Raw genomic sequence first — 12,997 nt, 5'->3', positions numbered from 1 at the left:
ATATGCAAGCAACAGACAACCGTAAACAGATAACAGTAGGGGTATTTATACTTCTGGGACTGGTGATATTCGTTTTAGGGGTATTCACTTTAGGGAGCCAGAGAAAAGCCTTTGTAAAGAGCTTTACTGTAAATGCTGTCTTCAATGATATACAGGGGTTGAAAGCCGGAAATAATGTGTGGTTTTCTGGTGTTAAAATCGGAACCATCAAAAAAATTCAGTTTTATGGAATTTCTCAGGTTCAGGTTTTTATGAATATTGAGGAGGATGCCCATAAGTATATCCATAAAAATGCTGCTGCAAGTATCAGCTCTGATGGATTGATCGGAAACAAAATTGTGGTGATTACAGGTGGTAGTCCTAAATTTCCATTTGTAGAGGATGGTGATCAGTTACAGGTTGCAAATACGCTTTCTACTGATGATATCATGAAGACCTTTCAGGTAAATAATAAAAACCTCGTTGATGTCACATCTGACTTTAAGGTATTGGCGAAGAACCTGGTGGATGGTAAAGGGACTGCTGGTGCATTGCTTGCTGATGAACAGGTTGCTAATAATTTTAAAGCTATAGTAGAGAATTTGAAAGCAACGACTGCCTCTGCAAATAAAATGGCTGCTGAAATGACTGCTTTTTCTAAAACATTGAATACCAAAGGTGGTTTAGCGGATAAGATGATGACCGATACAGCAGTGTTTGCACAGTTGGAAAGGTCTATCAATGAATTGCAGAAAACAGCCGCCTCGGCATCTGTAATGACTGATAATCTGAATAAAGCTACAGCTAAATTTAATCAGACGGACAATGCTGTAGGTTTATTGATCAATGATCAGAAAACTGCAGATCAGGTGAAAGGGATTATGCATAATCTGGAAACAAGCAGTAAGAAGTTAGATGAAAATATGGAAGCATTGCAGCATAACTTTTTGTTGAGAGGCTTCTTTAAGAAGAAAGCTAAAGCAGAGGCAAAGGCTGAAGCTGAGACTCAAAAATAATAGACAGAAATAACGGACAAAAATAACCGTTCTCTTTATCGCTGGAACCTTTTGTCCTGAAGGAGGACAAAATTTTCCTATGCTCTTCAGAGAAGGTAATTTTTGTTTTAGCAGGATGCATATAGCATGTTGTTATTGCGCTTTGAAATAAAAATCACCTTCTTTGAGCCGGCATAGGCACTTTTTCCCTTCAGAAAAAGGTGCCAGACGGAGAAGAGAATGGTTATTTTTAACTTTCATTACAGGTGGTAACCCTGACTTTGCATTTCTACTGCGATAAACCTGTTATATTGTTCCAGGTGTAGGGGATAGTCCCAGCACCCCATTCTATGATAAAGTTCACCACCGAATCCTGTTTTGAATTTATATAAACCATAAAGCGGATGTGAAGGTTCTGCTCGAGGTGCGACACCAAAAAAATCATACTCCATACAGCCACGTTCTTTTGCAATTTTCATTGCTTCCCATTGTAGTGCATAGGTAGCCATGTAATTTCTGTTTGAAGATGAGGAAGCGCCATATAGATAAGTGCCCCGGTTACCTGATATCACCAGGAACATTGCTGCTAAAGGAGTTCCATCCAGTTCTGCAAGCAACAGTTCTACATCGGCAGGTGAGGCTGTGTTTTCAGCACGCGCTGTTAAAACTGTTTTAAAATAGCTGATGTCATTGATATGTATTCTATTTCTTTGCGCTGTTTCCTGGTATAAAGCATACCATATGTGAAGGTTTTCCATCCCTACTTTTTTAACATTTACACCTTTACGGTAGGAGAGGTTAATGTTGTACCTCGTTTTAGGTTTCATATCCTGTAGGATCTGATCATTGTCTTTTTGTAGATCTAAAAAAATAGTATTGGAAGGAAGAATATCGGAGTTTGCTTTTCTCAGATTCCAGTTTACCGTATCGAAATTAAAACGGAACTCCTGGTATTTCTTTTCTGGAGGACCATTCCAGTTTCCTAGTTCATCAAAGCGATCACTTTCTTTAGCCCAATGGGATTCCCAGGCCAGATCATACCTGATTAAGATACATTTAGATGGCAGATAAGTCCTTAGGGATTCTGAGAGCTCTTCCAGGAATTTACCTTGATTTTCTTCATTGGGCTCTATTTCTGGTCCATAGGGTACGTAAGCCACAGAGTACTCATTATCCAATGGCTGTAACAATACCAGAAAATCGGCATGTGTATAAGTGTTTTTTAAAGCATTGCCGAAAATTTTTTTATTCTCAACTTTAAAATTAAATGCTTCTGATTGTAAACCCTGCTTAGTTTTTACTTCAGACCAAAAAGCAGTTTGCTGTATAATAGCTGTTTCGTAAACCTCTTTAATGTCTTTTTTCTCAATAACAATATTCATCTCATTTTGCTCAACCTGCAAAGGACTGCAATTTTAATAGGAGAAGCCAATAATAAATAATCTATGGCATGATTATGATATTATGATAAGAAGGGTGTTTCAATAATGTCTCCCAGATGATAGCAATGACGGCAACGCGGTTCATAGCTGTCTTTTTCACCTAACAGAACTCTGTTTGCATTAGCAACAGTGCGGTAAGAATATATAGCAGGACTACCACATCTAACGCAGACTGCATTAACTTTAGTAACCAGCTCAGCAATGGCCATTAATGCCGGAACAGGGCCAAATGGTTTACCCATAAAATCCATATCTAAACCGGCAACAATAACCCTTATTCCTTTTTTTGCAAGCTGATTGCATACTTCGGGTAGGTTATCATCAAAGAACTGCGCTTCATCAATACCCACAACCTGAGTATCTGCTTTTAAAAGTAAGATAGCTGTTGAGCTGTCGACAGGCGTAGATTCAATGGAATTCAGGTCGTGCGAAACTACAGCCGTTTCATCATATCGGGTATCTGTTTTAGGCTTGAAGATTTCAATATTTAATTTAGCAATCTGTGCGCGCTTTAACCTTCTTAGCAATTCTTCCGTTTTACCTGAAAACATAGAGCCGCAAATTACTTCAATGCTGCCGCAATACTCTCCTCGTCTGTAATTTTGTTCGCTGAATAACATGCTTAATAGGATTTTAGAGCCTGCTAATATCAGAATTTTGTAGTACTTTTGAAGGTCAAGTTACTAACATAAAACATCAATTTTTCCGTTATTAAATTATGATGAACCAAGAGGGTATTTTCAAAAAAGTAGGACAAATATTAAATGAACTTCAAGATCAATATGATTTTTTAGCACGTAATCCGGGTCAACTCAATGATTTGGAACTGGAGTTGTTCCTGGCAAATGCAAACTTTTTATCAGATCATGTTCAAATTGTAAAGAAATTTAATAGCAATAAACCTTTAAAAGAACTTCCTGAACATAGCGAAGATCAATCGGAAGTTATCGCTGTAACTGAAATTGAGCCAGTAATACTAAGCGAAGTCGTTGAAACCCAAAAAGCTCCAGAGCATCTGGAAATTGCAAAGCCGGAAGAAGAGGTTAAAATGGTGAAAGAAAAGACACTTGAAGAACTGGAAGCCGAGTATGCTGCGAATGAACTGCAATCTGTAAATCAAGAGGAAGAAGCAGCAGGTTCCCCAGAGCCTTTAAAGTTTGAGTTTTTAATGAATGATCATATTGAAGATGATAAGTTTGAATTTGAGCAACAATCAGTTGAAACTATCTTCGACAGACCTTTAAGTCAGGAAGAAGAAGAAATTATTGCTGAGAAAAAGAGATTAAGAGAGCAATCAGCAGAAGTTCAAAATTATCAGTCTAATGACGGAGTTGAAGAGCAGGAAAATTCTGAACAAATAGTTACCAGTCCGGAACCAAATCCTGTACAGGTAAGTTCCGTGGCTGAACAATCTGAAGAAAAGGCAATAGTAGTACCAATTGCAGCTGAGCCTGTTACTCCGGTTTTTGAAAAACCACTTGAAAAAGTTGAAGAAAAGATAAATGTACAAGCCGTTGAATCAGACGTAGTACAGGTAAGGCCTACATTAAATGATTTGCTGGCTAGCAAAAGCTCTGTGTCAAACACCTTGAATAAAGATAATAGCAACAAAGCTAAAGTAACCGATCTGAAGCAGGCGATTAATCTGAATGAAAAATTACTTTATATCAAAGACTTGTTTAATGGTTACAATTTAGCTTACGCTGAGGCGATTGAACTGATCAATAAAATGCCTGATTTTAAAACTGCAGACAACTTTTTACGGAACAATTATGCTGTAAAAAACAACTGGGCAGATAAGCAAGGTACGGTAGATAAGTTTTACGAATTATTGAATCAACGTTTCGAAGCTAAATAAAGCCCATTCGGTTTGAATCCAGTTTCAAAAAGATAAATAACAATACGGTGAAGCTCCACAAAGAGGAGCCACCGTAACTGATAAAGGGCAGTGGAATTCCAATTACAGGGACAATACCTATAGTCATTCCGATATTGATGAATACGTGGAAAAATATAATACAGGCTACGCAATACCCATAAACCCGGGAAAATGTAGAACGTTGCCGCTCTGCGAGGTTAATAATTCTGAGCAGTAAAAATATGTATAAGGCAATTACTACGAAGCAACCTACAAAACCCCATTCCTCACCTATAGTTGAAAAAATAAAGTCTGTACTTTGTTCAGGCACATAACCGTACTTAGTTTGTGTTCCCTCTAAAAATCCCCTGCCTGTAAGTTGACCAGAGCCAATTGCAATTTTAGACTGGTTTACGTTATATCCAGCTCCTTTTGGATCCGTTTTAAGCCCAAGGATCAATTCTATACGTGTACGTTGATGTGGTTGCAGTACATTTTCAAACATGAGCTTAGCAATAAATAAATAGCCAATAGCCGAAAGTGTGATAATGCCAATGGTAATCATCCTACGTTGCTTCTTCCTGTTGAAGTAGATGAACAAGCCTCCTAAAGCTATAATTAGCGAGATGAGAAGCCAGGAAGTAAGATAAAGGTTCAGGATAAATAAAACCACCATTCCCCAAAATATGATAAGCAGGTAGCCCGGTAAGCCCTCACGATATAAAGGGAACATGAAAGAAAGGAATACCAGCATTGAACCTGCATCGGGTTGCAACATGATCAGGCACATAGGCAGAATAATAATTGCCGCGGCGACCAACACAGGTTTTAGAGTTGTTAGCTTTGGATTAAAGGAACTGATATACCTGGCCATGAGGAGTGCTGTTCCGAATTTTGCCAGTTCAGAAGGTTGCAAACGAAAAGAACCAATAGGAATCCAGGCCTGATTACCCCCAACGTTACGGCCGATAACCAATACAGCTAGCAATAGCAAGATGGTAATCCCATAAATAATGGGAGAAAATATGCTGAAAAATTTGGCATCAAGCAATAAAATGGAAAGTCCCAATACTAAACCTGTGATAATAAAAATGAGCTGTTTACCATAATTGGTGGCAAAGTTGAATGCTGTCGACTCATCTGGATTATAAACAGAAGCAAAAATATTAGCAAAACCAATAGTACATAGTGCTACGTAAATCAGGATTGTAATCCAGTCTACATTAAAGAAAAACCTATTGCTGTTTTGCTGATTGATCATTGTGTAATAGGGATAGGGGGATTGACATTATGATTTTGTTCAATGTGAACCGCAGGAGGAGTTATAGGCTTCGCTGCCGAATCCAGACCTTTTGGTTTTAGCTTAACCTTAGGTTTAGGAAGCTCTGGTAAAATCACCTGCTTTTTCATCCATTCTACCTGGTCCAGTTTGTTTTTAGCGATTGATCCTTTCAAATATTGCTCGGCAATATAGCTGGCCATAGGTGCTGCATAAGTACTTCCATAACCTGCATTTTCAACGATAACTGCTATAGCAATTTTAGGATTGTCCCTTGGTGCAAATCCGATAAATACAGAGTGGTTTTTTCCACGTGGGTTCTGCACAGTACCAGTCTTACCACACATGAGTATACCATCAATTCTTGATCTGATCGCCGTTCCCCATGGTGCATTTACAGCATCTTGCATCCCATCAATTACCGGTTCAAAATGTCTGGCCTCAACATCTACATAGTTCTTTTTTACATATTCCTTTTTGATCACCTTGTTTTTCCCAATTGCCTTAACAAGGTGAGGTTTGATGTAGTAGCCACGATTGGCAATAATGGCCATAATGTTAGCCATCTGTAATGGAGTCGCATCCATTTCCCCCTGACCAATAGCAAGAGAAATCACAGTTCCGTGATTCCAGTATTTACTGTATTTTTTGGAATAATAGGCCGCGTCATATAGTCGTCCGTCCTTTTCTGATGGCAGATCAATTCCTAACTTTTCTCCTAAACCAAATTTTCTAACTTTCTTTTGCCATTCATCATAAGCCACCCGTTGGTTTACATATTTGCGTTGTGTGAGTAATTTTTGGAACACATAGCAGGCGTAGGTATTACAAGAACGGGCAAGCCCTTTTCTTAAAGCAATATTTCCATCAACGTGCTCGCATTTAACGGTATGGCCTCCCACTTTAAAATAACCAGGACAATTAAATGTTGTATTCGGATCAATAACTCCTTCCTGCAAACCAATTAAAGCATCTAAGGGTTTAAATGAAGATCCTGGAGAATAATATCCTTGTATAGGTCTGATGTTAAATACACGATTTGGATTTCCTAACAGGTCCATATAGTTATTTCCCTGGTTCCGGCCAACCATTAAATTGGGGTCGTAACTAGGGCTGCTCACAAAGGCTAGAATTTCTCCTGATGCTGGCTCTATGGCTACAATACTACCGATCTTATTGCGCATCAGGTCTTCTCCCAGTTTCTGAAGCTTGATGTCTAAAGATGAAATGAGGCGTTCTCCAGAAACTGCAGCAGTATCAAATCTACCTTCAGCATAACTACCTTTAGGTACGTTTCTGGCATCATACATCATATTGACCACACCTCTTTCGCCTCTTAATAAGGTTTCGTAAGATTTTTCTACACCAGATTTTCCAATATAATCTCCAGAACGATAATAGCCTTCTGAAATTTTAATGTCTTTTGGAGATACCTCTTTGATATAGCCGAGGAAATGAGCTGCTACGCTATCTGGATAATGGCGGATGGTTCGACTTTGTACAAAGAAGCCAGGAAATCGTGAAAGTTGTTCAGATAATTTAGCGTAAACCTGTACAGATAATTGTTTCTCAAAAATACTGGGTTGATACCTTGACTGACCCAAAGCTTTATTAAAATTTCTTTTAAAGCGCTTCAAGTCAATGTCAATCAAATTGCACAGGGCCATTGTGTCAAATGGTTTTACCTGGTTGGGAATCACCATCAGGTCATAAACGGCTTCATTTTGTGCCAGTGCTTTTTCATTACGGTCAAATATTACTCCACGCGCAGGGAAAGTATAGATTTTACGGAGTACATTACTCTCAGCAGAAATAAAATATTTATCACTCGCTACCTGTATATAAAATAATGTTCCAAGTAAAATTAAAGCAACAACAATGAATAATCCCTGTAAAACATATTTCCTATTAAACAGATTATCCATTAGCGCATTTTTCTATTATAGAATACAAATTCTATAAGTATAACACTAAACAAGGTAAATATAGCGCTAAAAAAGCACCTCAAAAGCGTGTAAGAAAACTCAGCTAATCTGAATGTTTCTAAAAAGAAAAGTACAAGATGATGGGATATGGTACATAGAAAAGCATAGAGGATAAACCATTTAAAGCCCATGTTCCCTAATGTCGGTTCTGGTTCATCAAAGCCATCCCTGTTCATCGTTAATGATATAAAAGATATTCTGACAAAAACCAAGGTAACACATGCTGCAGTATGTACACCTAAAGTGTCATAAAAAGCATCAAGCGTTAGACCAGTAATAAAGGCAATAAGATATAACAGCAGGTTAGGAGTTCCAAAAGGAATCAGCAGTAGAAAAAGGATATAAACAAATGGTGTAGCCAGGTTATAGAAACTCAGGTTCCTTAATAAGAGGATCTGAATTAATAGGAGTACAACCCATCTGACGATATTTATCAATACTAATCTGCTATTCATGGGGCAACTTGGCTTCTAATTCTTTTTGTTCGGCTGCATATTTATCAAGGACTACATAAACGTACTGTAAGGTACTGAAATCATTGAAAAGTTTTATTTCTACGGACATGAAGTTGTCTCCTGTGGCTACAGCAGTATTTGTCACAGTTCCCACAGGAATACCTGGAGGGAAGCTTGAAAAGCCTGAAGTAACGATAGTGTCTTTTAGGTTAATTTTGAAATGGTTCGGAATTTCTTTTACAAAAGCTTTTGTAAAATCAGCATTGCCTATGCCCCATACCAATATTCCCAATGCATTGCTTTTTTTTTGGGTAACACTTATTTTGGTGTCTTTATGAAGGAGGGAGCGGACAGTAGCCAGATGCTCGGAAACATCCATTACAAAACCTACCACACCTTGTCCAGGTGAAATTACAGCCATATCAGGAGCAATTCCATCAGCACTACCTTTATTTATAGTGATGACATTATTACGAAGTGTAATGGAGTTTTTAATAACCCTTGCCGACAAATAGGTATACTGAGGATTATTCAGTGTATCCTTAACAACACCTGTCTTTGCAGAGTCAATATTTTTAAGGGCGAGGAGTTCTGTTTTTAGCTTTGCATTTTCAGCACCAAGGCTATCATTTACAGGACCAAGGTTAAGATACTTTTTAAGTACATTCATGTTCTGATAAACATCCCCAACGATTTCGTTGGTGGAGTTTACAGTTACACTACGCTGGTAAACATTATTTTTTACAGTCAGGATAATACCTATTGTGAAAAAAATAATGAAAAAGAAAAATGCGTTATATCTGTTTATGAAAATCCAAAGGTTACGCATCTCTTATTATGGGTTATGATTTACGATTTATAAATATAATCTTTATCCATAAATCGCAAATCTATAATCAAACATCGTTATCTTATTATTGCATTAAAAATTTAAAGCCGCCAATGTTTTTAAGGGCTATACCAGTGCCACGAACAACAGCACGAAGAGGGTCTTCTGCTACGTGAACCGGAAGCTTTGTTTTTGCTGCAACACGTTTATCTAAACCACGAAGCAAAGCACCACCACCAGTTAAATAAATACCAGTCTGGTAGATATCCGCTGAAAGTTCGGGAGGAGTAATCTCCAGGGCCTTAAGAATTGCTTCTTCAATTTTCGAGATCGATTTATCAAGACAGTGTGCTATTTCTGTGTAAGATACAGTGATCTGTTTAGGAACACCGGTCATCAGATCTCTACCTTGTACAGCAAAGTCTGAAGGTGGATCTTGTAATTCAGGTAAAGCAGCGCCGACTTCAATTTTAATCTTTTCGGCAGTACGGTCACCAATCATAATGTTGTGTTGGCGACGAATATAATTTACGATATCAGAATCGAAGTTATCTCCGGCAACACGGATAGACTGATCACAAACAATACCGGACAATGCGATTACTGCAATTTCAGTAGTACCACCACCTATGTCAATAATCATATTACCCATCGGCTCTTCCACATCAATCCCGATACCTACAGCTGCAGCCATCGGTTCATGAATCAGGTATACCTCTTTAGCTCCTGCAATTTCCGCTGAGTCCCTAACCGCACGTTTCTCAACTTCGGTAATTCCTGAAGGAATACAGATCACCATTCTTAAAGATGGGAACATCCATCCCTTACCACCGTTCAACATACGGATCATCCCTTTAATCATAGCTTCAGCAGCATTAAAGTCTGCAATTACACCATCTTTTAAGGGTCTTACGGTACGTATGTTGTCATGGGTTTTACCCTCCATTTGCATGGCTTGTCTCCCAATGGCTATGATTTTATTTGTCTGTCTGTCAAAAGCAACAATTGAAGGTTCATCAACTACTACTTTGTCATTATGTATAATCAAGGTGTTTGCTGTACCTAAATCGATAGCAACTTCTTGTGTAAACCAATTAAATAGACCCATTTATAGGTAATAAGTTAAGTATTAAAAATTCTGTGTTCTATATTAATGTAAAACTACGGCTTTTTATTGTATTCGCAGACAAATAAATTAGTGTTTAAAGTGACGCACTCCTGTAGTAACCATGGCAATTCCCTTTTCATTAGCCATATTTACAGAATCTGCATCTTTAATTGAACCACCTGGTTGTAAAACTGCAGTGATACCTGCTTCAGCAGCAATTTCCACACAATCAGGGAAGGGGAAAAATGCATCAGAAGCCATTACAGAACCCTTTAAGTCGAAACCAAAAGCATCAGCTTTAACAATTGCTTGTTTTAATGCATCAACTCTTGAAGTCTGCCCTACACCACTTGACAATAACTGGTCGTTCTTAACAAAAACTATGGTGTTCGACTTAGTATGTTTTACAATTTTATTAGCGAAGAATAAATCTTTAAGCTCTTGCTCAGTTGCTGTTTTTTCAGTTACTGAAGTCATTTGCTCCGGACCTTCGATAATTAAATCTTTATCCTGCTCAATTACACCGTTCAATAAAGTTTTAAACTGTGTTTTGCTCAATTCAACCTCATTGCGTTGTAAAATCACTCTGTTCTTTTTAGCACGGAAAAGCTCAACAGCCTCTGGCGCATAAGAAGGAGCAATTAATACTTCGAAGAACAATTTGTTGATTTCTGTTGCAGTAGCCAGGTCAATTTCCCTGTTGGCAATCAATACGCCACCAAAAGCTGAAACCGGGTCACATGCAAGTGCTACATTCCATGCTTCAAGGATAGTAGCTTTTGAAGCTACACCACAAGCATTGGTGTGTTTTAGAATAGCGAAAGTCGGCGCATCGAATTCATCGATTAAAGCAACAGCCGCATCAACGTCAACCAGGTTGTTATAAGAAAGTTCTTTACCGTTTAATTTGGTAAACATTGCGTCTAAATCACCAAAGAATACCCCTTGCTGATGTGGGTTTTCACCATATCTTAAAGTTTGTGCCTGATTGATACTATGTTTAAATACGTTTAAAGGTTCTTCATTATTGAAGTAATTGAAGATCGCAGTATCGTAATGAGAAGAAGTATGGAATGCTTTTTTTGCGAAAGCTTTACGTTGTGCTAAAGTAGTCTCACCATTTTGCGCTTCAAGCTGTTGTTGTAAAGTTGAATAGTCATCTTTAGATGCAAGAATCACAACATCATTGAAGTTTTTTGCAGCTGCCCTGATTAATGAAATACCGCCGATATCAATTTTCTCGATAATCTCAGATTCAGAACCTCCGGCTTTTACCGTTTCTTCAAATGGGTATAAGTCAACAATAACCAGATCAATTTCAGGAATTTCATATTCCGCAATCTGCTCCTGATCACCAGTAAGTCCTCTGCGGTTTAAAATACCACCGAAAACTTTAGGGTGTAATGTTTTTACACGACCACCTAAAATTGAAGGATAGCCAGTAAGGTCTTCAACAGCAGTAACAGGAATATTCAGGTCTTTAATAAACTGTTCAGTACCTCCGGTAGAGAATAATTGGACACCTTGCTCGGCAAGTAATCGAACCAAAGGTTCTAAGCCGTCTTTGTAATAAACTGAAATTAAAGCGTTTTTGATCTTTATGGATTGACTCATTGGGGAAAAAATTTGAGCCGCAAAGTTACCTGTTTTTCTTTTATTGTCAAATGTTTATTTATGGTATTGCAAACGGGGTTTGATGTAGCAGATGACTGCCTGTTTTAGCCTATAGAAACACAAAATTCCAATTAAATTCCAATTAATTTTTTTGGTAGAAAATTTACAAAGAACCTGCATCAATATCCCATTTGTCATATAGTAACTTTTAGTAGCATATATAAGAACTGTTAAAGTTATATGATTATAGTTTGACTTAATAAATTTAACCATAATATTTGAGTAGCGTAACTTTGCTCAATATTAATTACAAACTTAAATCGTAAACAAATGTCAGTATTATTAAAGAAAGGACCAGTAAGAAAAGATGGTCTTCAAGCACTATTTTTATTAACATATCATAAGGCTTATCATGAGAGTAAGCCCCTTAGGGAGTCACTTAATACCTATGTGTATGCAATAGTTAAAACGAAGCAACAGAAAGAGCACAATAGAGAAAGACTGTTGTTTGCTGAGAAGTTAAGAGTGCAGAGAGAAGCACAATTTGATAGTGGTGGGCATTTAGGGACAGATGCATTCAAAAGTCAGGGTAGTTTCATCCTGTATTTTAAAAAACTTATGAAAGAAAAGCGCAATGTCGAAGGAAGTTACACTACGTGGAAAGCAACTTACAAACATTTGATGTGCTTTTTAAATGATGGTGATATAAAATTTAAAGATTGTAACGACATCTTTTTACAGGAGTTTAAAGAATATTTGTTGAAATGCAAATCTATTAAAAGCAGCAATGCAGAATTATCAAATAATACAGCCAATATTTATTTAACTAAAGTAAAAGCAGCATTGAATCGGGCAGTCAAAGGGAGATTTATGACCGATAACCCGAGCAATAGGGTCGAAAATATCAGGATGGATGAGACGTTTAGAGAATATTTAACTACAAATGAACTCATTGTTTTAATGCGTTCCAAGTGTAAACTGCCATTACTTAAAAAGGCCTTTATTTTTAATTGCTTTACAGGATTGAGGTGGTCAGATATGCATAACCTTAAATGGGGCGACATCACATATTTCGAGCAAGAGAAAACATGGAAGATCATTTATATACAAAAAAAAACCAATTTGTTACATCATCTTCCTATTACCGAACAAGCTGTAAGATTGTTAGGGAAATTCGGAGATAATGAAGAAAGGATATTTAAAGGGTTGGAGTACAGTGCTTATCATAACCAGGTTTTAAGGGACTGGGTGAAGCAGGAGGGGATTAATAAACACATAACGTTTCATTGTGCCAGACACACATTTGCAATTATCATGCTTATAAAAACAAAAGATATTTTTGTTGTTTCAAAACTTTTAGGTCACAAGAGTTTAAAAACTACAATGATTTATGCTAAAATTGTGAATGCAACATTGAATGATGCAGTAGTTTTGTTTCCCGATATTAGTTAGT

11 protein-coding genes are annotated in these 12,997 nt (G+C 37.4%); 3 read left to right on the top strand and 8 right to left on the bottom strand.

Annotation, left to right across the window (positions count from 1 at the left end; genetic code table 11):
* Positions 1–2: 2 nt before the first annotated feature.
* A complete protein-coding gene (locus tag WC623_RS00920) occupies positions 3–995 on the top strand; it encodes an MlaD family protein (protein WP_372847655.1) in 993 nt (330 codons plus the stop codon).
* 239 nt (positions 996–1,234) lie between these two features.
* On the opposite strand, the gene WC623_RS00915 is transcribed toward WC623_RS00920, so the two are convergent.
* Together WC623_RS00915 and WC623_RS00910 are read right to left on the bottom strand one after the other, a co-directional pair.
* Positions 1,235–2,356 (bottom strand): lipid II:glycine glycyltransferase FemX, encoded by a 1,122-nt coding sequence (locus WC623_RS00915; RefSeq protein ID WP_372847654.1) that lies wholly within the window; start codon positions 2,354–2,356, stop codon positions 1,235–1,237.
* A gap of 80 nt (positions 2,357–2,436) precedes the next feature.
* Complete coding sequence (locus tag WC623_RS00910; protein WP_372847653.1) at positions 2,437–3,036, bottom strand: thymidine kinase; 600 nt, start codon at positions 3,034–3,036, stop codon at positions 2,437–2,439.
* Between the two features lie 98 nt (positions 3,037–3,134).
* Between WC623_RS00910 and WC623_RS00905 the strand changes: the two genes are divergently transcribed.
* On the top strand, positions 3,135–4,274 hold the full coding sequence (locus WC623_RS00905) for a hypothetical protein (RefSeq protein ID WP_372847652.1): 1,140 nt from the start codon (positions 3,135–3,137) through the stop codon (positions 4,272–4,274).
* Here the strand turns inward: WC623_RS00905 and rodA are convergent.
* From rodA to purH, 6 genes are all read right to left on the bottom strand, one after another.
* Positions 4,267–5,532 carry a rod shape-determining protein RodA gene (rodA, locus tag WC623_RS00900; RefSeq protein WP_372848962.1) on the bottom strand — a complete coding sequence of 422 codons (1,266 nt, stop codon included), beginning with the start codon at positions 5,530–5,532 and terminating at the stop codon, positions 4,267–4,269. The two genes, WC623_RS00905 and rodA, sit on opposite strands and share 8 nt — an antisense overlap.
* Positions 5,532–7,478, bottom strand: a complete 1,947-nt coding sequence (mrdA, locus tag WC623_RS00895; RefSeq protein WP_372847651.1) for a penicillin-binding protein 2 — start codon at positions 7,476–7,478, stop codon at positions 5,532–5,534. The genes rodA and mrdA overlap by 1 nt, the downstream gene beginning before the upstream one ends.
* Positions 7,478–7,993 (bottom strand): rod shape-determining protein MreD, encoded by a 516-nt coding sequence (locus tag WC623_RS00890; protein ID WP_372847650.1) that lies wholly within the window; start codon positions 7,991–7,993, stop codon positions 7,478–7,480. The genes mrdA and WC623_RS00890 overlap by 1 nt, the downstream gene beginning before the upstream one ends.
* A complete protein-coding gene (mreC, locus tag WC623_RS00885) occupies positions 7,986–8,822 on the bottom strand; it encodes a rod shape-determining protein MreC (protein ID WP_349784527.1) in 837 nt (278 codons plus the stop codon). Before mreC ends, WC623_RS00890 begins: the two co-directional genes overlap by 8 nt.
* Before the next feature lie 85 nt (positions 8,823–8,907).
* Positions 8,908–9,930 carry a rod shape-determining protein gene (locus tag WC623_RS00880; protein ID WP_084291510.1) on the bottom strand — a complete coding sequence of 341 codons (1,023 nt, stop codon included), beginning with the start codon at positions 9,928–9,930 and terminating at the stop codon, positions 8,908–8,910.
* Between the two features lie 87 nt (positions 9,931–10,017).
* A complete protein-coding gene (purH, locus tag WC623_RS00875; protein WP_372847649.1) occupies positions 10,018–11,544 on the bottom strand; it encodes a bifunctional phosphoribosylaminoimidazolecarboxamide formyltransferase/IMP cyclohydrolase in 1,527 nt (508 codons plus the stop codon).
* 330 nt (positions 11,545–11,874) lie between these two features.
* On the opposite strand from purH, the gene WC623_RS00870 reads away from it, so the two are divergent.
* Entirely contained in the window at positions 11,875–12,996 is a 1,122-nt protein-coding gene (locus WC623_RS00870; protein WP_372847648.1) for a site-specific integrase, read from the top strand.
* Position 12,997 lies beyond the last annotated feature (1 nt).

This window comes from Pedobacter sp., assembly GCF_041645105.1.
Lineage (GTDB): Bacteria > Bacteroidota > Bacteroidia > Sphingobacteriales > Sphingobacteriaceae > Pedobacter.
Note: the sequence above shows the minus strand (reverse complement) of the source record. Positions and strands in the feature narration are given on the sequence as shown.